Origin of the sequence: Novosphingobium kunmingense (assembly GCF_002813245.1) — a bacterium.
GTDB classification, from domain to species: Bacteria; Pseudomonadota; Alphaproteobacteria; order Sphingomonadales; family Sphingomonadaceae; genus Novosphingobium; species Novosphingobium kunmingense.
The window spans coordinates 47115-68181 of the sequence record NZ_PHUF01000003.1; the positions used below are offsets into that span (position 1 = coordinate 47115).

17 protein-coding genes are annotated in these 21067 nt (G+C 65.1%); 9 read left to right on the forward strand and 8 right to left on the reverse strand.

Going from position 1 to position 21067, the window contains the following annotated elements; all coding sequences use genetic code 11:
- Positions 1-78 precede the first annotated feature (78 nt).
- From B0I00_RS06300 to B0I00_RS06315, 4 genes are read left to right on the forward strand one after another with little or no spacing between them, the layout of a single operon-like run.
- Positions 79-816 carry an ABC transporter ATP-binding protein gene (locus tag B0I00_RS06300; protein WP_100866559.1) on the forward strand — a complete coding sequence of 246 codons (738 nt, stop codon included), beginning with the start codon at positions 79-81 and terminating at the stop codon, positions 814-816.
- Positions 813-3176 carry an ABC transporter permease gene (locus tag B0I00_RS06305; protein WP_100866560.1) on the forward strand — a complete coding sequence of 788 codons (2364 nt, stop codon included), beginning with the start codon at positions 813-815 and terminating at the stop codon, positions 3174-3176. Before B0I00_RS06300 ends, B0I00_RS06305 begins: the two co-directional genes overlap by 4 nt.
- Positions 3176-4330, forward strand: coding sequence for an efflux RND transporter periplasmic adaptor subunit (locus B0I00_RS06310; protein ID WP_100866561.1), 1155 nt, complete (start codon positions 3176-3178; stop codon positions 4328-4330). Before B0I00_RS06305 ends, B0I00_RS06310 begins: the two co-directional genes overlap by 1 nt.
- 54 nt (positions 4331-4384) lie before the next feature.
- Positions 4385-5956, forward strand: a complete 1572-nt coding sequence (locus tag B0I00_RS06315; RefSeq protein ID WP_100867123.1) for an MBL fold metallo-hydrolase — start codon at positions 4385-4387, stop codon at positions 5954-5956.
- Positions 5957-6053: 97 nt separating this feature from the next.
- Here B0I00_RS06315 and B0I00_RS06320 read toward each other — a convergent pair whose 3' ends face one another.
- The 7 genes from B0I00_RS06320 to B0I00_RS06350 all read right to left on the reverse strand — a co-directional run bounded on the left by B0I00_RS06320 (position 6054) and on the right by B0I00_RS06350 (position 11620).
- Positions 6054-7073, reverse strand: coding sequence for a copper resistance protein B (locus tag B0I00_RS06320; protein ID WP_100866562.1), 1020 nt, complete (start codon positions 7071-7073; stop codon positions 6054-6056).
- Complete coding sequence (locus B0I00_RS06325) at positions 7073-8806, reverse strand: copper resistance system multicopper oxidase (RefSeq protein ID WP_100866563.1); 1734 nt, start codon at positions 8804-8806, stop codon at positions 7073-7075. The genes B0I00_RS06320 and B0I00_RS06325 overlap by 1 nt, the downstream gene beginning before the upstream one ends.
- A 20-nt stretch (positions 8807-8826) precedes the next feature.
- Positions 8827-9390, reverse strand: coding sequence for an RNA polymerase sigma factor (locus tag B0I00_RS06330; RefSeq protein ID WP_100866564.1), 564 nt, complete (start codon positions 9388-9390; stop codon positions 8827-8829).
- An 8-nt stretch (positions 9391-9398) separates the two neighbouring features.
- The gene (locus tag B0I00_RS06335; RefSeq protein WP_100866565.1) at positions 9399-9845 is read right to left on the reverse strand and encodes a periplasmic heavy metal sensor; all 447 of its coding nucleotides are present in this window, start codon (positions 9843-9845) and stop codon (positions 9399-9401) included.
- Complete coding sequence (locus tag B0I00_RS06340; RefSeq protein ID WP_100866566.1) at positions 9845-10102, reverse strand: hypothetical protein; 258 nt, start codon at positions 10100-10102, stop codon at positions 9845-9847. Before B0I00_RS06340 ends, B0I00_RS06335 begins: the two co-directional genes overlap by 1 nt.
- Positions 10103-10190: 88 nt before the next feature.
- Positions 10191-10964, reverse strand: a complete 774-nt coding sequence (locus B0I00_RS06345; RefSeq protein WP_232730147.1) for a PepSY domain-containing protein — start codon at positions 10962-10964, stop codon at positions 10191-10193.
- On the reverse strand, positions 10916-11620 hold the full coding sequence (locus B0I00_RS06350; RefSeq protein WP_100866568.1) for a PepSY domain-containing protein: 705 nt from the start codon (positions 11618-11620) through the stop codon (positions 10916-10918). Before B0I00_RS06350 ends, B0I00_RS06345 begins: the two co-directional genes overlap by 49 nt.
- A 436-nt stretch (positions 11621-12056) precedes the next feature.
- Here B0I00_RS06350 and B0I00_RS06355 point away from each other — a divergent pair, with 436 nt between their 5' ends.
- Positions 12057-14420: a heavy metal translocating P-type ATPase gene (locus B0I00_RS06355; protein ID WP_100866569.1), complete on the forward strand. Its 2364-nt coding sequence runs from the start codon at positions 12057-12059 to the stop codon at positions 14418-14420.
- Between the two features lie 10 nt (positions 14421-14430).
- Here B0I00_RS06355 and B0I00_RS06360 read toward each other — a convergent pair whose 3' ends face one another.
- Complete coding sequence (locus B0I00_RS06360; RefSeq protein ID WP_100866570.1) at positions 14431-15951, reverse strand: CYTH and CHAD domain-containing protein; 1521 nt, start codon at positions 15949-15951, stop codon at positions 14431-14433.
- 206 nt (positions 15952-16157) lie between these two features.
- On the opposite strand from B0I00_RS06360, the gene B0I00_RS06365 reads away from it, so the two are divergent.
- The 4 genes from B0I00_RS06365 to B0I00_RS06380 all read left to right on the forward strand — a co-directional run bounded on the left by B0I00_RS06365 (position 16158) and on the right by B0I00_RS06380 (position 21046).
- On the forward strand, positions 16158-18500 hold the full coding sequence (locus B0I00_RS06365) for a TonB-dependent receptor (RefSeq protein ID WP_100866571.1): 2343 nt from the start codon (positions 16158-16160) through the stop codon (positions 18498-18500).
- Entirely contained in the window at positions 18500-19843 is a 1344-nt protein-coding gene (locus tag B0I00_RS06370) for an alkaline phosphatase family protein (RefSeq protein WP_198519190.1), read from the forward strand. Before B0I00_RS06365 ends, B0I00_RS06370 begins: the two co-directional genes overlap by 1 nt.
- 175 nt (positions 19844-20018) lie before the next feature.
- A complete protein-coding gene (locus tag B0I00_RS06375) occupies positions 20019-20207 on the forward strand; it encodes a hypothetical protein (protein WP_100866573.1) in 189 nt (62 codons plus the stop codon).
- Between the two features lie 209 nt (positions 20208-20416).
- Positions 20417-21046, forward strand: coding sequence for a winged helix-turn-helix domain-containing protein (locus B0I00_RS06380; RefSeq protein ID WP_198519160.1), 630 nt, complete (start codon positions 20417-20419; stop codon positions 21044-21046).
- Positions 21047-21067: the final 21 nt, after the last annotated feature.

The window sequence follows — 21067 nt, forward strand, 5'->3', positions numbered from 1 at the left end:
ATGGCAGGTCGCCGCAGCCAGTGCAGATCGGTCCAACCGAGGGAAGCGAGCTGCGGCAACGGGCAAGGCGTATTGGCAATGGGCAGGGTTTCCACAGCTGGCGCCGGGGCGGGAGGCCTCGCATTCTCGGCTGAAGGGCTGGGCAAGGTGTACAAGACGGGCGATACCGAAGTTCGGGCCTTGCGCGGAGTGGACCTGGCCATACCAACCGGCGAAATCCTTGTCCTGCTTGGTCCGTCCGGGAGCGGCAAGTCAACGCTGTTGAATATCATCGGGGGCCTCGACAGACCGACATCCGGTAAATTGCACTACGGCGAAACCGAGCTGACCTGTCTGAACGATGCGGACCTGACCCGATTTCGCCGGGACCACGTCGGCTTCATCTTCCAGTTCTACAACCTCATTCCAAGCCTGACGGCCGAAGAGAATGTGCGGCTGGTGACCGACATCGCCGTTGACCCGATGCCGGCTGCCGACGCGCTCGCCCTGGTCGGCCTGCTGGACCGGCGCGACCATTATCCGGCACAGCTGTCCGGAGGGGAGCAACAGCGCGTGGCCGTCGCCCGCGCGATCGCCAAACGGCCAAGCGTGCTGCTCTGCGACGAGCCGACCGGCGCGCTGGACAGCGCAACGGGGATCCGCGTCCTAGAAGCTCTTGCGCAGGCCAATCGCGAGCTTGGCACCACGGTCGTAATCATCACGCACAATGCCGGCATCGCTGCAATGGCCGATCGCGTGTTCCGGTTTCTCGACGGACGGATCGCGCGCATCGAGGTGAACGCGCAGCCCGCTCAACCCTCGGCGATAAGCTGGTGAGGTCGCTTGATCTCAAGCTCGTGCGCGATCTTTGGCACCTGCGCGGCCAGGCCATCGCGATTGCACTGGTCCTCGCGGCGGCAACCGCAACGTTCGTCATGTCGCTGGGCGTGCATCGCTCGCTCGCCGAAACCCGCGATGCCTACTACGCCCGAAATCACTTTGGTGACATCTTTGTCGGGATGACCCGCGCCCCGCGCAGCGTCGTCGATCGAATTGCAGCGATACCGGGAGTGCGGCGGGCAGAAGGCGGCATCCAGCAGTATGCCACATTGAACTTCCCTCGCCGCGTGGTCCCGGTCCGGGCACTGCTCAACGCAGTGGAACCAGACGGACCCAATCACCTCAACCAGGTGACGCTGCGCCAAGGCCGCTTGCCGCGTGCCAGCGATCCCGGCGAAGTGGTCGCCGACGAAGCCTTCGCCAAGGCGAACGGCCTTGCTGTCGGCAGTCAGATCGAGGCACTGATTTACGGCCGCAAGCAGAACCTGCGGATCGTCGGGATCGGGCTGGCTCCCAATTTCATCTATGCCCTGGCGCCAGGCGACATCATTCCGGACGACGAGCGATTTGGCGTGTTCTGGATCGGCCGCAAGGCGCTCGAAGCAGCGACCGACCGCACCGAGGCGATCAATTCGCTGTCGCTGACGCTCGAACGCGGCGCGTCCGGGTCAGACGTCATTCACGCCCTGGACAGCATCCTCGCTCCGTTCGGCGGATCGGGTGCATATGGCCGCAAGGACCACCTCAGCCACGCGTTCCTGGACAACGAACTCATGCAGCTAAGCGCGATGACGCGGGTCATTCCGCCGGTGTTCCTGCTGGTCGCAGTTTTCCTTGTCTACATCGTGCTTGGGCGAATGATCCGGACCGAACGGACCCAGATCGGTCTGATCAAGGCGTTTGGTTATTCCGATTGGGCGATCGGGCGCCACTACCTCAAGTTCGCCCTTGCGATTGCCCTGCTTGCTACCGTGATGGGCACCGCCGCCGGTATCTGGATGGGTGATGCGATGACTCGGCTTTATGCGCAGTATTATCGCTTTCCATTCCTCTATTACCGCATTTCACTGTCGGTTATTGTCGCTGCCGCGGCGCTGTCGTTTGCCGCAGCGGCACTCGGGGCGATCGGAGGCGTGCGTTCCGCTGTCCGGCTGACCCCGGCTGTCGCGATGTCGCCGCCGCCTCCACCGGCCTATCGCGCGGGCACGGTTGAACGACTGGGCAAGGCGGCAGGATTTTCCGCCATCGGGCACATGATCGTGCGGCATATCGCCCGCTGGCCCGGGCGGGCCGTCATCACCGTGTCGGGCGTTGCCCTTTCGGGCGGGCTGCTGTTTGCCACGACGCAATTCATCGATTCGAGCCGGACGATGATCGATTCCTTTTTCTTCCGTGCCCAGCGGCAGGACTTGACGGTTACGTTCACCGAGCCGCGCAACGCCAGCGCGCTGTACGCGCTGGCTCAGGTTCCCGGGGTGCTCCGGGTCGAGCCGACCCGGGCCGTCTCGGTCAAGCTAAGCAATGGCAAGCGCATCGAGCGGACCGCAATCGAGAGCTTGCCTGCCAATTCGCAGCTTGGCTTGCGGATCGACCGCCATGGCAATGCTGTCGCCCTTCCGGCCTCAGGCCTGATGCTCAGCAGTCAGCTGGCCAGCAAACTTGCCGTGCGCATAGGTGATCGCGTGGACGTGGAAATGTTGGGTGGCCGCCGTACGCAGCGCTCCCTGCCGGTCGCGAGCATCGTGGACGAGTTCGTCGGTGCGCGCGCCTATTCTTCCGAGCAGACGTTGGAGAGCATCACGCGCGATGCGTCTCCGGTCGGCGCTGCCCTCGTCCGGATCGATCCGTCAGCACGGGACAGCATACTGACCCGCCTGAGAGACGCGCCGATGATCCTGGGCGTAACCGAAAAGGCGGCGGCACTGGTCAAATTCAGGGCGATGATCGATGACAATATGCTGACCATGATAGCATTCTACGTTGCCTTTGCTTCGGCCATCGCGGTGGGGGTCGTGTACAACAGCGCAAGGATACTCTTCTCGGAACGCGCGCACGAACTGGCTACGCTGCGCGTGCTCGGGTATTTTCGCAGCGAGGTAGGACTGGTGCTCTTGGGCGAATTGGGCCTGCTCGTGGCGGCATCTTTGCCGATCGGCTGCTTCGTCGGTTACGGCATGGGCCAGTTGATGACCGCGATGTTCAGTTCTGACCTGTTCCGCCTGCCCTTTGCACCGTCGCGCGCAAGCTATGGCTGGTCGAGCGTGATCGTGCTGATCGCCGCCATGACGACAGCGCTGACCGTGGCCCGGCGCGTCCAGAAGCTCGACATGGTCCGTGTTCTGAAGGGGCGCGAGTGATGGGGGCGCTGTTCAGACGCTGGCGCTGGGCGCTGTTGATCCTCGCGATGCTGGCCGCGGGACTCGCATACGCTTTCTGGCCGCGGGCAGTGCCAATCGACACCGGCAAGGTGTCGCTCGGGCCGATGGTAGTCGGCATCACGGATGATGGTGTGACGCGGGCAAGGGAGCTTTTTGTCGTCTCCGCGCCGGTCACCGGTTATCTCCCGCGGATCGAGCTGCACGTCGGCGATCCGATCGTGCGCGGAACGGTGATCACGCGCATATCCGCGCGCCCTTCAATTCCGCTAGACGCGCGAAGCCGGCAAGATTTGCGCGGCGCACTCGTTGCAGCCCGAGCAAACGAACGCGGTATCGAGGCGGCACTGGTTCAGGCACGACGCGACCGCGTCCGTGCCGAGGAACTTCATCGCAGGGGCTTCCTCCCTCGCTCCCAACTCGAAGCGGCGCGGACCAGGGTAACGACGCAGCAAGCGGCGCTCACCCAGGCACGCGCCGAAGTGGCCCGCATCACCTCCCAAAGCTTGGCCGCAACGGGTCGGCCGTCAGGGGATCTGGTTTCGGTTCGGGCCCCGGCCAGCGGCTCGGTTCTGTCCGTGATCAACGAAAGCGCTGGAATTGTCCCCGAAGGCACCCCGCTGATGGCGATCGGTGATCCACGCCAAATAGAAGTGGTCGTCGATTTGCTGTCGCGAGAAGCGGTCCGCGTGAAGGCTGGCGATCGGGTAGAAATCACGCAATGGGGCGGCGAAGCGCCGCTCAGCGGTCATGTCGACAGGATCGAACCGTTCGGCAGGCAGAAGATCTCGGCCCTCGGCATCGAGGAGCAGCGCGTAAACCTGATCGTGGCGATCGATCGCGCCAGCCTGCCGCGGTCGGCGCGCCTCGGACACGGGTTTCAGGTGAATGCGACGGTCATCCTGTGGAGTCAGGCAAACAGCTTGCGGGTTCCGCTCGGTGCGCTGTTCCGCGGCGCAGATGGTGGCTGGCGGGTATTCGTCGTCGATCGTGGCCGGACGGTCGAGAAGGCTATTCGGATCGGCCATCTCAACGACGAATACGGCGAAGTGATCGATGGCTTGGCCGAAAACCAGATCGTCGTGCTCAACCCGTCCGGATCGCTTGTCACCGGTACAAGGGTGCAGAACAGATGACGGGTTGTGCCGCTCGGCAATCTGGCCCACCATTCTCGAAGATCGGATAGCGACTTGACGCTTTCACTTGCAGTCCACGGTGCGGCCAGAACGGTCACGGGCTCGTGCCTTGAACTCCGGGCCGGAGGTTCGCGAATCCTGCTCGATTGCGGATTGTTCCAGGGTTCCAGATCGCTTGAAGCGCTCAATTACGAAGCTCTGGCTTTCGAACCGAGCTCGATCGATGCCGTGGTTCTCAGCCATGCGCACATCGACCACAGCGGCTTGTTGCCACGACTGGTCGCCGAAGGGTTTTCCGGGACGATCTGGTGTACGATCGAGACATCGGACTTGCTCGAATTCATGCTCGCCGATGCCGGCCGCATTCAGGAATATGAAGCCGAACGCCGCAACCATCGGCGAGATCGTGCCGGAGATGAGCTCATTGCGCCCATCTATACCGAAGCCGATGCCCTGGTCGCGTGGCAGCGCGCTCGAGCGGTTCCCCTGGCTGAATGGTTCGAACCCGCGCCGGGTTTCCGGGTCAAGCTATGGAATGCCGGCCATATCCTGGGCTCGGCCTCGGTTGAAGTCGAGGCAGGGGGCGTTCGCTTGCTCTATTCTGGCGACATCGGGCCGGACAACAAGGCGTTCCATGCGGATCCGGATTCGCCCACCGGCTTCGACCACGTCATCTGCGAAGCGACCTATGGCGACCGCTCGCGCGAGCAAATCTCGATCGAGGCAAGGCGCCGGCTGCTTGAAACCGAGATTGTCGAGGCCCGGGCGCGGGGCGGCAATCTGGTCATACCGACCTTCGCGCTGGAGCGAACGCAGGAGCTCTTGCTCGATATTTCCAAACTTTCGAGCGACGATCGCATCGGGACGGCGGCTGTCTTTGTCGATTCTCCGCTGGCCAACCGCGCAACGACGGTGTTCCGCAAGTATGCGGACCAACTCGAGGATACCGGCGGACGCGATGTCTTTGCGCACCCTTCGATCCACTACGTCAACGACGTCTCCGGATCGATGATGCTCAATTCAACGTCGGGCGCAATCATCCTTGCGGCATCCGGAATGTGCGAAGCGGGCCGCATCCGCCACCATCTGTTCTACAATCTCCCGCGGCGCGAATCGACCATCCTGTTCGTCGGGTTCCAGGCCGAGGGGTCGTTGGGCCGGGTGATCCTCGACGGTGCGAAGCGCGTCAGGATATCCGGCCGCGATGTGATGGTCCGGGCGCAGATTCGCCGCATCGAGAGCTACTCAGCGCATGCCGATCAGGCCGAATTGCTGGCCTGGATCGAGGCCCGCGCGCCGATCGGGGGGACCTTGTTCCTCGGTCACGGTGAACGCGGTGCGATCGATGAACTGGGCAAGCTGGTCACGGCTCGAGGGCTTGCGCCCTCGGTCATCGTCCCGGAAATCGGCGAGGTCTATGAGCTGAACGCAGGAGCCCCGGCGCGGCGAACGAAGACGGGAAAGCCCGAACTGCAGGAAGCGATCGGGCGCGACTGGCAGAACAACTATGCGGATCTGGCCACAAGCCTCAAGCGGCGGCTTGCAAACATTCGCGATGCAAGGGACCGACAGACGGCAATCGACGAAATGCGCCGCGTTCTCGACAGCTATTCCGCCCCGATTTGAGGCTGCGCTAGCTGTGCGGCGATAGCGTTACCGGCAAATCAACGTCCGGGCGAAAGTTCGCTCGATGCTGCACGAAGCCAGCCGGGATCCTGGCCGCCTAAAAGAAGGCGCGGATCCCGACCACGGCGGCGAAGCCGCGGCCGCGATCGCCCGGCTCGGCGCTGCCCGGGATTGCGCTGCCATAGGCGCGTTCCCAGCTCACCCCGACATAGGGCGCGAACTCGGGGCGGATCTCGTAGCGCAGCCGCGCGCCCGCCTCGATCTTTTCGATTCCCGCCTGGATGCCGAGTTCGCGCACGTCCTGGAAGGCGATATCGGTTTCCGCTTCCAGGTTGAGAACCAGCGGACCTGCCAGGCGCCAGTCGTGTTCCGCCCCCAGTCGCGCGTGGAGATCGCCCTTGTTCGACAGCAGCAACTGCGCTTCGGCGTGAATCCAGTAGGGCAGCAGGGCTTCGATCCCGGCCAGCGCATAGGTCCGGCTCGGTTCGGGGCGGAAGTCGCGGCGCAGGCCGAGCTCGAGGTTGGCATAGGGATCGAGCGCATGCCGCCACTTGGCGGCGACCTCGGCGCTTTCGACCATTCCGCCGAAGTGGCCCTCGCCCTCGCTGGCAATGACCAGCCGGTCGATGTCGCCGCCGGTCCAGGCGGTCAGGTCCCACGCATATCCTGTCTCTGGCGAATCCGGCACGACTTCCAGCCGGTTGACGATCAGCGCGCTGCCGCGCCAGCGGCCCATGCTGGCAAGGTCGGCGCGCGATCCGCGCATCGCGGCGGCGCCGAACACCGCATCGGCGGCGTGATCGGCGGGAACTGGCGGCGACGGCGCGTTGCCGGGCTCTTCCTGATCCGGATCGGCCGGCCTGGCCGGTGCCATGTGATGGCCGCCGTGATCCATCATGTGGTCGGAATGGTCCTGGGCAGCCGAGGACGCCGCATCGCCATGCGCCGAATGGTCCTCCTGCTCCTGCGCCGCATCACCATGCGCTGAATGATCCTGCGGTTCGGCTTCTGCGGCTTTGGCAGGCGTCTGGTGAGTCGAATGGTCGACCTCCTGCGCACCCGCAGGCAGGGCAGCGAGGGCGAAAGGCGCCGCGGCGCCAAGCAGCAACCGGCGCATCACGATGCCGCTCCCGATTCGCGCCGCACGGTGACGACGCGCATCATTCCTTCGTGCATGTGGAGCAGCATGTGGCAGTGGAAGGCCCAGTCGCCCTCGGCATCCGCCGTCAGGTCGATCGGCACGGTGCCGCCGGGCAGCACGTTTACCGTGTGCTTGACCGGCCGGCTCCCCTTCGCCCCTGTGACGAGTTCGAAGAAATGGCCATGAAGGTGGATCGGATGCGGCATCATGGTGTCGTTGATGAGGTTGAGGCGCACCCGCTCGCCGAGGCGGAAGGGAATGCGCTCAGCCCCTTCGGAGATCGTCTTGCCGTCGATCGACCACATGTAGCGTTCCATGTTGGCGGTCAGGTGCAGGTCGATCCGGCGGCTCGGAGTGCGCGCATCGGGGTTGGGCACGGCTGAGCGGAGCTGCGCGTAGGTCAGCACGCGGTGGCCGGCATCCTCCAGTCCGGTCGGCACGTCGGCCAGCCGGTTGATCCGCTGCGGTGACAGGGTCGCGACCGCAGGCGACAAGGGCACCTCCGGGGCGGCCTTGGGATCGCGCATGTCCATCGAATGGCTGCCCATGTCGGAATTGACCGGCTTCGACAGATCGATCTCGCCGCCGTGGCCCATGTCCATGCCGTCCATATCCATGCCCATGTCACGCATCTTGAGCAGCGGGCGCTGGCGTAGCGGCGGCACCTCAGCGGCCATGCCCAAGCGCGGCGCCAGGGTGGCGCGGACCAGCCCGGAGCGGTCGATCGCCTCGGCGATCACGCCATAGGCCCGGTCCTCGCTCGGGGTGACGATCAGGTCGTAGGTTTCGGCAATCGCGATCTGCAACTCGTCGACCTCGACCGGCAGGACCCGGTTGGCGTCGGCCGCGACCACGGTAATCGGCAGGCCGGGAATGCGCAGATTGAAGTTGGTCATGGATGAAGCGTTGATCACCCGCAGCCGCACCCGTTCCCCCGGCGCGAACAGCCCGGTCCAGTTGGCGGCGGTGTCCTGTCCGTTGATGAGGTAGCTGTAGGTGAAGCCGGTCACGTCCGAAATGTCGGTCGGATCCATGCGCATCGCCGCCCATTCCAGTCGCTCCTTCTGCGACTGGTCGCGCCCGGCGAGCAGGCCAGCCAGATCCTGCTTCCGCCGGTTGAAATAGCCCGCTGCGATTTTTAGCCGGCGGACCTGCTCGTGCGGGTGCATGGGGCTCCAGTCTGCCAGGATCAGGACGTGCTCGCGGTCCGACTGGATCGGATCGGGTCCGGCCGGATCGATGATCAGCGGGCCATAGAGGCCGACCGCTTCCTGCATCCCGGAATGACTGTGATACCAGTAGGTCCCGGGGTGGACGACCGGGAATTCGTAGTTGAAGGTCTGGCCCGGATCGATCCCGGGAAAGCTTACTCCCGGCACGCCATCCATTTGGAACGGCAGCAGCACCCCGTGCCAGTGGATCGAGGTCTGCTCCTTCAGGGCGTTCGACACCGCGATCCGCGCGACCTCGCCCTCCTTGAGCCGGATCAGCGGCGCCGGCACCGTGCCGTTGACGGCGACGGCGTGGTGCAGGCTGCGCTTGCCGACGCGCCAGTGGAACGGCGCGATGTTGAGCTGCGTCACACCTTCGCCCGCGCCACCCGTGCCCGACTGCGCCCAGGTCGGAAAAGCACTCGCCGTTGCGAGCCCTGCGGCAAGGTATCCGGATTGGCGCAGGACGGCGCGGCGATCGAGCAAGGACATGGACATTGCTTGGCACTACGCGGCATTCAGCCGCGTCCCTCAAGTGTTTCGGACAATTTCTGCCGCGCGCGGTAAATACGTGTTTCGACCGCCTTGCGGCTGATGCCCAGCATAAGGGCCGCCTCGCCCTGCGCCAGTCCCTCGATCGCGCACAGGATCAAGGGCTCTTTCAATTGAGCCGGCAGGGCGGCGAGGGCACGCCGGATGCGCGCAGTTTCGCGCGCGGCGGACAAGGCCTGCTCCGGGTCCGGGGCAAGGTCGGCCACCTCCGCCGCTTCTTCTAGCGGACGGGCGAAGGCAAACAGGCGCCGCACCGCGCGTTTTCGCCACCAGTCCCGGCATTTGTTGAGTGCAATTCGCAGCAGCCAGGCTCGCAGCGGCCGCGCCGGATCGTATCGAGCAAGGTTGGCGAAAGCCGATACGAAGCATTCCTGGGTCACGTCCAGAGCCTCGCTGTCATTGCCGGTATGGTGGCGGGCGAGGCGGAAGACGGGATCGCGATGGCGGGCCAGCAGCGCGCTGAAGGCGGCCTGCCGTCCGGCCAGCGCCTGCGCGACCAGCGCGGCGTCATCGTCCTGAACGACTCCCATCTTGGCCGTCAGCGTTTGGCCGGACCGATCAAAGCGCTCTTCACGGCGGCGTCGAACTTCGCCGTCTGGTCCGGTCGCAGCACCGCGCGCATGGCAAAGACGTGGCGCAGCGTGGCCTTCTGCAAATCGCCCATTGCCATGTGGCTGTGATCGACCGCCAGCGCGACCCGCGGCCCGAAGGCGTGCTCGTTCGCCATGGCTTCGGCCAGTTCGCGGTTGGCCGAGAACAGACGCTGGTCAAGCGCCTTGCGATCTTGCGCGAACCGGGCCTCGATCGCCTCGATCCGCGCCTTCTGAGCCGGATCGAGACCAAGTCGGTCGTGCATCAGCACGTGCAGTTCGCCGCCGTCATGGTGCGGGCGGCGATCGATCAGGTCGCGAACCAGCCAGCATGCCGCGATGGCCACGGCGAAGGCCACCACGGCAACCAACAGGTAGCGCGAAGTGCCGCCCATCAATCGAGCAACAGGCTTGATGGAGCCGCAGCCGGTACGCCGAATATCGGCTCGGCCATGGCCGGCCCAGGCGCAGCGATCGCCCCCGCCGTCCCGACCAGCACGCCGATCGCGCCGGCCAGCGCGAGCGTGCGCCGGGCGATCTGCCGTTCGCGGCGCGGGCCGATGCCGCCGAGGACCGCCGCATCGAGGCCGTCAAGACTGGCAGGAAGCTGATCGTTGCCCAACCGGGCCAGCGTCATGTCGAGTTGGTTCATCGTGCTTCTTCCGGAGGTGTCGCCAGACGATACGCGGCAAACCGTTCTATCCCTTGATACGCATCCGCCAACAGGTTTGTCGGACGTTTCAGGTTTGCCGGGCATCCGCTCGGCGGCGGCGGCGCAGCCAGTTGAAATCGGCCCGCCGGAAGCTCTTGAACAGCAGGTAGAAACCGGTTCCCGCCATCCACAGGGCGCCAAAGCCGGCGATGATGATCAGCGGGTGGTTGAAGCTCGTCCGATTCACGTAGTCCATGTTGTGCAGCATCCAGAAGAAGTCCCAGGTCCGCCATGTATCGCCGCGCATGACCAGAAAGCGTGCGGTCTCGCGCGACACATAGGCGCTGGTGTTTTCCGCGTCGGCGAAATCGACCCGCCACATCGGTCCGGCGAAATCGCGCGATTCGAGATTGGCGTTGTCCATCGGCGTGACCGTCCGGATCGGCGCGTCGTGCATCATCGCGGCGACCGTGCGCGCCAGGTCCTCGTCCACCTCGACGCGCTCGCCCGTGGTCGCGTCGATCAGGCGTACGCCGTCCTTGCTGTGCAGTTCGTAGACCGGCCGGAACCCCAGATCGCGAAGCACGATTCCCGTCACCGCCACGTCGCGGGGCAGCGCCGCCAGGCCGGCATAGCCGCCTTCGGGAAGGCTGTGCGAATGGTGCATGACGTCGCCGTGGCCACCGACCTTGTCCATGTCGAGCGTGGCCATCATCGCCCCGCTCACCGCCCATAGCAGGAACTGGATGCCGAGGATCAGGCCGACCCATCTGTGGATGCGCCGGAAGACCAGCGGTGACAGCCGGACAGGCGTCATGCCTTCTTCCTCTTGCGGCGCGGAAACGACCAGACGAGCAGCCATGCGCCCATCACCGCCATCGCGAATGCAGACCAGGTTGCCGCGCGCAGCAGCGGATTGTTGACGTTGGACCGCTCGTCGTAGTCCATGATGTGGAGCATCCAGGCGAAGTCGAAGACGCGCCACAGCGCATGGCGCCGCCCCACCATTTCGCCGGTCGCCGGCGAAAAGTAGAGCGTCGGCCGGCTCCAGCCTTCGAACTCGACCTGCCAGAACGGCGGCTTGCGCGCCTGCATCTCCTGCGGGGCTGCGGTCAGCAACCGGACCGAAACGATCCGGCCGTCACCTGCATAGAGGCGCTGCGCCGCCTCGCCAATCTGGACCTCGGACGGCGGGGGCAGGGTCGCTCCGGTCGCGGCGTCGAACAGGCGCGGCCCGTCCGGTCCGTCGACGCGCCAGACCGGCTGGTCGAGCAATCGCTGCAGTCGCACCTCCGACGCGCCGGGGACGGATGCTGCGACGGTCGATGGCTCGACCAGACGCGACAAGTCATAAGGGCGCGCGTCGACCGGCCTGATCATATGGTCGCCGTGGATGATGTCGATATGGACCACCACCATGTAGAGGCCGGTCAGGGTCCAGAGCACGGCTTGGACCCCCACCAGCAAGGCAAGCCACTTGTGCGTTCGCCGCACGAGTAGCGGCCACCTGATTGCCATTGCCGTTTTCCTCAGAACGCCGTGCGAAAACCGGCGCGGAAACGGCGGCCGAGAAAGTGGCACTTCATGGTGAAACTTGGTGACGCGGTTGCGCCAGGTCTCTCACCCACCGCCGTTGCGGTCGTCAGGAATGCTGCCCTCGTCGCCATGGCTGCACCCCCTACATGGATCACGGTCCTGAAAAAAAGACATTTGTGGTATGAACGGGGCAATCGGCAATTTGACGGGGAGGCGCAGGGCGGAATCTGCGCAACACATCGAGCGGCCTGCTCTCCTGAATCGCAGCCAATCTTTGCCGGAGCCCTGGCGAAGGAGGCAGACGTTGCGACGAAGCGGGTCTACCAGGCAGCACATGATTGCCCCCAACAAGCGGTCTTTGCGCTCCTCCAGGCAATCACGAACGCAGTCAGGTCAAGCAAGCGAAGGAGCACACGGGATGGCTGAGACGAAGCCTGGAGCTGACAACCGCGATAACGCCCGACACGACCATGGCCGCGGCAAGCACAGCGGCCAGCTTTTCACCGATCCGGTTTGCGGCATGTCCGTCGATCCCGCCACGACACCGCACCATTACACCCACGACGGTCACGACCACCATTTTTGCAGCGCGTCGTGCAGGGCCAAGTTTGCCGCCGACCCGCAGCGCTATCTGACGGCAGGCGCGGCCCCGACCGAAGCGCCCGAAGGCACGATCTGGACCTGCCCGATGCACCCCGAGGTGCGGCAGGACCACCCCGGACCATGCCCGATCTGCGGCATGGCGCTCGAACCGGCCATGGTCAGCGCGGACGAAGGGCCGAGTCCCGAACTGCTGGACATGACCAGGCGTTTCCGCATCGGCCTTGCGCTGACGCTTCCGGTCTTCGCGCTCGAAATGGGCAGCCACCTGTTCCCGGCAATCCATCACGCGGTCCCACGGGCCTGGTCGAACTGGATCCAGCTGGTGCTTGCGACCCCGGTCGTGCTGTGGGCGGGATGGCCGTTCTTCACGCGCGGATGGGCGTCGCTCCGCTCGCGCAACCTCAACATGTTCACGCTGATCGCGATGGGAACCGGCGTCGCGTGGAGCTACAGTATGGTCGCGGCGCTCGCGCCCGGCGTGTTCCCGCCCGCATTCCGCCAGGCGGGCGGCAGCGTCGCGGTCTATTTCGAGGCAGCGGCTGTCATCACCGTGCTGGTCCTGCTCGGGCAAGTGCTCGAACTGCGGGCGCGGGAACGGACGTCGGGGGCGATCAGGGCGCTCCTCAACCTTGCGCCCAAGACCGCACGGCGCATTGCCCCGAACGGCAGCGAGGAGGAGATCGGCCTCGACAGCGTCGCCGTCGGCGATCTGCTGCGGGTCCGCCCCGGCGAAAAGGTACCGGTCGACGGCGTGGTCCGCGACGGTCGCTCGTCGCTCGATGAATCGCTGGTCACCGGCGAATCGATGCCGGTGACCAAGGCGAAGGACGACCGCGTCATCGGCGGCACGCTCAACCAGACCGGTGCGCTGGTGATCGTCGCCGACAAGGTCGGTCGCGACACCATGCTGGCGCGGATCGTGCAGATGGTCGCCGAAGCCCAGCGGTCGCGCGCGCCGATCCAGCGCATGGCCGACAAGGTTTCCGGCTGGTTTGTTCCTGCGGTGATCGGCGTTGCGGTCATCGCCTTTGCCGGGTGGAGCATTTGGGGGCCGGAGCCGCGGTTCGCCTATGGTCTGGTCGCAGCGGTTGCCGTGCTGATCATCGCCTGCCCCTGCGCGCTGGGCCTGGCGACGCCGATGTCGATCATGGTCGGTGTCGGGCGGGGGGCCGGGCTGGGCGTATTGATCAAGAACGCCGAAGCGCTCGAACGCATGGAAAAGGTCGACACACTGGTCGTCGACAAGACCGGGACCCTTACCGAAGGCCGCCCGGCTGTCATCCAGGTCCTGCCCGCCCCCGGCTTCACGGACACCGAGATGCTGCGTTTCGCCGCCGCCGTCGAACGCGCGTCCGAGCATCCGCTGGCACGGGCGATCGTTGCGGCGGCAGAGGCGCGCACGATCGAAATCCCGACCGTTGCCGATTTCGATTCGCCGACCGGGCGCGGAGCGGTGGGAACGGTCGGCGGACAGCGGATTGTGCTGGGCAATGCGCGGTTCCTCGAGGAAGAGGGGGTGGCGACCGGGGGCCTTGCCGCTGCGGCAGACCAGCTACGCAGTACTGGCGCCACCGCAATCTTCGTCGGTATCGCCGGCCGCTTGGGCGGGACGATCGCCATCGCCGATCCGGTCAGGCAGACCACCCCCGAGGCCCTGGCTGCGCTCACCGCAGAAGGCATTCGCGTCGTCATGCTGACAGGCGACAACCGCATCACCGCGCTGGCGGTCGCCAAACGGCTCGGCATTGTCGACGTCGAAGCGGACGTCCTGCCCGATCACAAGAGCGCGGTCGTCGCTCGGCTCAGGCGGGAGGGCGGGGTCGTCGCCATGGCCGGGGACGGTGTCAACGATGCACCGGCCCTTGCCGCCGCCGACGTCGGCATCGCCATGGGCTCGGGTACCGATGTCGCGATCGAAAGCGCCAGCGTAACGCTGCTCAATGGCGATCTCAACGGGATCGTCAGGGCGCGGCGGCTGAGCCAGGCAACGATGGCCAACATTCGCCAGAACCTGGTCTTCGCCTTCGTCTACAACGCGGCCGGCGTGCCGCTTGCGGCAGGCCTGCTCTATCCGTGGTTCGGGATCCTGCTGTCGCCGATGATCGCGGCGGCGGCGATGGCGCTGTCGTCGTTCAGCGTCGTCGCCAATGCCCTCAGGCTGAACCGCACGCCTCTGTGACGCGACCTCTTTATTGCTTCCACCAGGGCTTCGCATCGTCAAACCTTGCCAGCGATCGGCTGGCCGATTTCAGCAATCTGAAGCGCGACCTGGCATGCGCGTTCAACTCGGCTTCGAGCTGCGTTGCCAGCCTGGCTGCCGTAATCGGCTCCAGATCCTGGAACAGGTCCGACCTGCCCTTGGCCGCGACGGAGCGATCGTTGAGCTGGCCCAGGCGATCCTGCAATTGCTCGAGGATCCGGATGAACGAGCGCTTCGCTGCCGGGGCCTCGTCGGCAAACAGCGACGCAAAGAACTCGGCGGCGTAACGAAGCTTCTTGGAAGCGATGCGCATCTTGTGCCGGCCTCGGTCCGACATCTTGACGACGTTCTTGTGCGAACGGAGTCGGCGGTGCTGCCGGGACAGCGCGCGCGACGCGAACTTGGCGAGCGGCTGGCCCCGTTGCGTATCGTCTGCTCGCGTCAGCCATTCGCCGCTTTCGATCCAGTGCGCCAGTTCGAACAGCAGTCTTTGGAAGGGCGCGTCATCAAGGAGCGTGCGGACCGACTGATATTCGATCTTGCGGCGCCGTTCCAATTGCTCCGGAAGCTCGCCATGCGCATCATCCGGTCGAGTGTCCTTCCGGATATTGCCGAGCAGGACGTCGAGATCGCGAGCCGGCCCCAGCCCATCGGCAACCGCCTTAAATTCGGCGCGCAGGACTTTCGACGCCGGATCGTCGACAACGTCGCCAAAGGCGCTGAACGCGGCGCGCAGCCGGCGTATCGCCACGCGGCATTGGTGCAACCCCTCGGGACTGCCACGCTCGGCAACCAGCGGATAGTTCTGCAACAGCTGGTCGAGGCAGTTCCAGGCGATCGCCTGGAAGCCCTCGGCAACGGTCATGGTGCGACGAAGCGTTACCGGACGGGCGATTGCCGCCGCCGGCTGCTTATCGAAGGCCAGCAGGTGGCTCCTCTCGGCCTTGCCGGCCAGCGACCACTGCAATTCGCTTCCCAACGGCAGTTGCTGTGCCAAGGCCAGAACATCGGCAAGCCGGCCCGTGATAAGCTCCATTTCCAGTTCGCAGACGGGCGCTTCGCGATCGCCCGCAGAAATCGCGCCGACATCGAAGGCAAGCTCGACCGTGGACCCGGATAGATGCAGCAGCCGTGTCGTCCGCTGGATGCGGAGCGAAGCCACCGGCGTCAGCGGAGCGCCGTCCAGCAGACGATTGAGCGCCGCCTTCTGTCTTGCCGGAAAGAGCCGGGGGTCGGGAACGTCAGCCTCGGTTGCCACATTCCACTCCGAGCGGCGCAGCTGCGACCGCTCTGGCGGGCTGAGTTTGAGAGTCTGTTCGCGGCCATCGGCACTTTCGCGAATGCGCAGGGCCGCGCCTGCGCGCATCAGCTGCCCGTCGACCGTATCGAAATAGGTCGTGGCGAAGTCGATTTTGCGGTCCTTGCCCGCGAGAGCCGGGTGCGTGCGAAGCGTCTCCAGCATTGCCGGGGTGGCCATCAACTTGATTTCGGTCTCAGCAGATCGGTTCATGCGACCCTGGCCTTTCAGTGCAAATTGCCGCGATCGCCCGATAATCTACACTAGTGTAAAAAAGGGGGTCCGTCACCGTCATCAATTTGCATGACCAAGGTCGGCATTCCGCCGCAGAACTGCAACGGATCGGTCGCCGAAATCGCATCATGCCGTAACATCGCCCGCATAGCGGTGCCCCCCGAAATCACCACACGGGGGCTACCATGAAACGCTTCACTGCCATTCTGCTTACCAGCGCCGCATTGTATCCGGGCATCGCCCTCGCCGAGACCGAGACCGCCACGGCCGTCGATGCGGCAGCAGACGCCGAGACCGCAGGCGAAACCGAAATCGTCGTCTTCGGCCGCGGCCAGTCGCGCCAGACCCAGGAAATCAAGGCCGCCGAAATCGCGCAGCTGACCCCGGGCAGCAGCCCGATCCGGGCCATCGAGAAGCTGCCCAGCGTCAACGTCCAGTCCGCCGACCCGTTTGGTGCCTACGAATGGTCCACGCGCGTGACGATTCGCGGCTTCAACCAGAACCAGCTCGGCTTCACGCTCGATGGCATCCCGCTGGGCGACATGACCTATGGCAACCACAACGGCCTGCACATCAGCCGCGCCGTATCGGGCGACAACATCGGCCGGACCGTGGTTTCGCAAGGGTCGGGCTCGATCACCGCGCAGTCGACCAGCAACCTTGGCGGCACGCTCGAGTTCTTCACCGTCGACCCCGCCGACGTTCTCGGCGTGAGCGCTTCGGCAACCTACGGTTCGTCCGAGACGATGCGCGGCTTTGTCCGCCTGGCGGCCGGCAGCGAGGACGGCGCCCGCGGGTTCGTATCGGCGCAGTACGGCAAAGCCGACAAGTGGAAGGGCGAAGGCGAGCAGCGGCAGTGGATGGTCAGCGCCAAGGGCGTCGTGCCGCTCGGGGCAGCCACGCTCGATGCCTACGCCAGCCATTCCGACCGCGCCGAGCAGGACTACCAGGACCTTTCGCTCGGCATGATCGCGCGTCTCGGCTACGATTGGGACAACTTCGGCCCTTCGAACTACACGCTTGCGGTTCGCGTCGCGGATATCGGCGCCAACCGCGGCGATAGCGGCACCACCCCGCTAAACCCCGCGGCCGGTACCGTCTATCCTGCGCCGATCGCATCGCTCGACGATGCCTATTACGATGCCTCGGGCTTGCGCCGCGATACCCTGGCGGCGCTGGGCGTGTCGGTGCCGCTGGGCGAGACCGCCACGATCAAGCTGAAGGGCTATTATCACACCAACGAAGGGCAGGGGACCTGGGGCACGCCTTACGTCAACAGCCCGACCGGCGTGCCCATGGCCGTGCGCACGACCGAATACAACATCGATCGTTATGGCGTGTTCGGCAGCGTCGAAGGCGACCTGGCCTTCAACCACCTAGTCCTTGGCGCCTGGCTGGAAAACAACGATTTCGAACAGGCGCGGCGCTTCTACGCCTATTCCAGCCGGACCGTTGCGGGCCTCGATCACCTGAAGTTCATGCGTGATCCGTTCTTCACCCAGTGGGACGTGAAGTTCAACACCAAGACCTTCCAGTACTATGTCCAGGACGACATCGCGCTGGGCCAGGCCAAGCTGACCCTCGGATGGAAGGGCTTCAAGGTCGACAACGAGGCCGATCCGAACGTTTCCGGCGGGCGTACGGCCGGCGAACTGACCACCGAGGACTGGTTCCAGCCCCATGCCGGCGTCAGCTATGATTTCGGCGCGATCGAAGCCTTTGCCGGGTTCACCTCGGTAACCCGCGCGTTCGTTTCGTCGACGACCTCCGGGCCGTTCTCGTCGACCCAGGCCGGCTTCGATGCCATCAAGCCGCTGCTGAAGCCCGAGCAATCGGACACCTACGAAGCCGGCCTGCGGTTCGACTTCGGCGGTTTCCGCGGCGTGCTTGCCGGTTACCACGTCGATTTCCGCAACCGCCTGCTGACCATCCCGACCTCGGTCGGAATCGTCGGCGCGGCCAACGCGCTGCAGAACGTGGGTTCGGTTCGCGCCCAGGGCTTCGAGGCCAGCGGCGAATATCGCACCGGCGCCTGGTCGCTGTTCGGTTCCTACAGCTTAAACGACAACACCTATCGTGACGACGTCGTCATCCGTACCACCAACCAGGCTGGCGTCCCGGTGATCACGACCATTCCGACCGCCGGAAAGACCGTGGTCGATTCGCCCCGGCACATCCTTCACGGCGAAGTGGCCTACGACGATGGCCAGCGCTTCGTCCGCGTTTCGGCCAACCACATGTCGAAGCGCTATTTCACCTATACCAACAGCATGACCGATCCGACCGTCAGCGGCGGGGACGGCCTGGGCTTCGTGCCGGAACGCACGCTGGTGAACCTGGCGATGGGCTATCGCTTCGGCGAGGACGACAAGCACCCGCTGGAAGTCCAGTTCAACATCACCAACCTGCTCGACAAGCGCCATATCTCGACCATAGGTTCGAACGGCTTCGGTAACTGGGGCGACAACCAGACCTTCCTCGCCGGTGCGCCGCGGCAGTTCTTCGTGACGCTCAAGTCGGAGTATTGATCATGAAGGCCGCGCTGATCGCCGCGCTTCTGGGCACCGCAATTTCCGCTACCGCGGCGCAGGCCGAACCGGTTCTGCTGATTTCGATTGACGGACTGCGCCCCGGAGACGTGATCGAAGCCGAGCAGCGCGGCCTCAAGATCCCCAATCTGCGCGCCTTCCTTGCGGAGGGAGCCTATGCAACCGGGGTTCGCGGCGTCGTTCCCACGGTCACCTATCCCAGTCACACGACCCTGCTGACGGGAACAAGTCCCGCCCGTCACGGGGTCGTCAACAACACGACCTTCGATCCCAGGCAGATGAACCAGGGTGGCTGGTACTGGTACGCCAGCGACATCAAGGCTCCCACCTTGTGGGAGCGCGCCGCCGCCGGCGGCCACAGCGTGGCGAATGTCCACTGGCCGGTCAGCGTCGGCGCTGCGGGCGTGACCTGGAATCTCCCGCAGATCTGGCGCACCGGCCATGCCGACGATGCCAAGCTGCTGTCGGCCTTGGCAACGCCCGGACTGGTCGCCGAACTGGAACGCGCTGCGGGCGAAGCCTACGCACCCGGGATCAACGAGGAAATCGAGGGCGATGAAAATCGCGGCCGCTTTGCCGAACGGCTGATTGCCATGCGCAAGCCCGACTTTGCTACGGTATACCTGACCGCGCTCGACCACCAGCAGCACCTCGACGGTCCCGACACGCCGACGGCCAAGGCAGTGCTCGAGCGGATCGACGCGATCGTCGGCAAGCTCGTGACGGCGGAACTGAAGGCCCGTCCCGACGCCGTGATCGCCGTCGTCAGCGATCACGGTTTCGAACCGATCTCGACCGAAACCAGCCTGTTTCGCGCCTTCATCGATGCCGGGCTCATCCGGCTGGATGAAAAATCGGGGAAAGTGCTCGAATGGGATGCCATGCCCTGGCCTTCGGGCGGCTCGGCGGCCGTCGTCCTGGCGCGCCCGGACGATGCCGCACTGGCGGCGAAGGTCGCCGACCTGCTGAACAGGCTCAAGGCCGATCCCGCCAACGGCATCGCGACGATTGCCGGCAAGCCAGCGATTGCCGCGTTGGGCGGCAATCCTTCGGCCAGCTTCTATGTCGATTTCGCGCCCGGCGCATCGGCGGCGGGCTTTGCCGGCAAGGCTGCCCCGCTCGTCGGACCGTCGCACTACAAGGGCACGCACGGATACTTCCCAGCCGCGCCGCATCTGCGCTCGACCTTCCTGATCAAGGGCAAGGGCATTCCCCGGGGCCGTTCGATCGGCGAGATCGACATGCGGGCCATCGCCCCGACTCTGGCCCGGATCCTGAAGGTTCGGCTGGACACCGCCGAGGTCCGGCCGATCGACTTCTAAGGCCGCCAGCTCCGTGCGGTCCTGCGGAGCCGCCGCTATCCGGGAAGAGGGCCGACCAATCGGTCAATTGCCCTTGCCATGGCATGTGCTAAGGTCCTCAGCGCGAATTTAACCGAATCGGGCTGATTCTGGCCAGGAATTGTTGGGCAAATTCCCAGGAGGCGTCGTGTCACCTTTGCCAGCGCAACCAACCGCGGAAATAGACAGTCTCGTCGAGTCGGAACGGCTCAACTGGGTCGTGCGGGGACGTCTTGCCAACGTCGCGCTCGAGCAGGCGGGACACGACCGGCAACGAGCGACCGCGTTGCTCCAGCGGGCGATAGCCTATCTCGAGATGCCGGACGCCCTGCCATCGGATTCGTGATCGGTCGCGGATAGCCTCCGCTTGAGCTGACAGCGAGCCAGGAAGAATCCGGCTGTCACGGTCAGGGATGGTGCCGCCTGCGCCTGGCATTCTGCCCGGAACTTGCCGCGAAACAGTCATCATCGTGAAACGTGCGCGATGCATCCCCGAACCTGGGGATTCCGATGAATCATTGCGACGTTCTGGTTACGAAAGTTCTTCCCGAAGGAATGCACAACCATGACGCGTTCGGACAAAGCGCGTCGTTCCATCTGGTTGCCGACCGCCTGATCCCGACGCGACTGGGCACCAACATCTGGGCCTTTGTCGATTGGCACGATGGGGCCGAAGCGTCGCTGCAGATGCAAAACCTGATCAGATCCCATCCGATGACGGCAAGGGCCAAGGTCATCATGGTGCTCGACCAGCCGGATCTTGCGTCGGGCCAGAAAGCGATGTCCCTTGGCGCGGACGGTTATCTTGTCGGCCCGCTCGATCGCGGAAAGATCATCGACAGGCTGCTCGTCGAGCAGCAAGGCGGCCGTCACGAAGCCCAGCGCCATAGAATCGCGCTGGGCGACCTGCTCGTCGATGTGTCCGCCTTTGCGGTTCGCTGGAAGGGGCAGCCGATTCCGCTGTCCCGGACCGAACTGTTGCTCCTGCGGCATCTGGTCGAGCGGTGCTGCCAGGTCACGACCCGTCAAGAGCTCATCGCCGCCCTTGGCAAGCCGGCCGATTCGATCGCCCTGCGGACGATCGATATCTGGATTGGAAGGATCCGGCGCGCGCTTGCGAAGGCCGGCGTCACCTATGACCTGCGCTCGGTCCGCTCTGTCGGCTACGTGCTCGACGAACGCTGAGGGCCGCCGCCAGGAAGGCCT

Coding starts and splice junctions, on each gene's coding strand:
- B0I00_RS06320 (WP_100866562.1), bottom strand. CDS start 7,073: ATGCGCCGGTTGCTGCTTGGCGCCGCGGCGCCTTTCGCCCTCGCTGCC.
- B0I00_RS06340 (WP_100866566.1), bottom strand. CDS start 10,102: ATGAACCAACTCGACATGACGCTGGCCCGGTTGGGCAACGATCAGCTT.
- B0I00_RS06300 (WP_100866559.1), top strand. CDS start 79: ATGGGCAGGGTTTCCACAGCTGGCGCCGGGGCGGGAGGCCTCGCATTC.
- B0I00_RS06335 (WP_100866565.1), bottom strand. CDS start 9,845: ATGGGCGGCACTTCGCGCTACCTGTTGGTTGCCGTGGTGGCCTTCGCC.
- B0I00_RS06350 (WP_100866568.1), bottom strand. CDS start 11,620: ATGGCAATCAGGTGGCCGCTACTCGTGCGGCGAACGCACAAGTGGCTT.
- B0I00_RS06310 (WP_100866561.1), top strand. CDS start 3,176: ATGGGGGCGCTGTTCAGACGCTGGCGCTGGGCGCTGTTGATCCTCGCG.
- B0I00_RS06325 (WP_100866563.1), bottom strand. CDS start 8,806: ATGTCCATGTCCTTGCTCGATCGCCGCGCCGTCCTGCGCCAATCCGGA.
- B0I00_RS06330 (WP_100866564.1), bottom strand. CDS start 9,390: ATGGGAGTCGTTCAGGACGATGACGCCGCGCTGGTCGCGCAGGCGCTG.
- B0I00_RS06365 (WP_100866571.1), top strand. CDS start 16,158: ATGAAACGCTTCACTGCCATTCTGCTTACCAGCGCCGCATTGTATCCG.
- B0I00_RS06355 (WP_100866569.1), top strand. CDS start 12,057: ATGGCTGAGACGAAGCCTGGAGCTGACAACCGCGATAACGCCCGACAC.
- B0I00_RS06360 (WP_100866570.1), bottom strand. CDS start 15,951: ATGAACCGATCTGCTGAGACCGAAATCAAGTTGATGGCCACCCCGGCA.
- B0I00_RS06345 (WP_232730147.1), bottom strand. CDS start 10,964: ATGGCTGCTCGTCTGGTCGTTTCCGCGCCGCAAGAGGAAGAAGGCATG.
- B0I00_RS06380 (WP_198519160.1), top strand. CDS start 20,417: ATGCACAACCATGACGCGTTCGGACAAAGCGCGTCGTTCCATCTGGTT.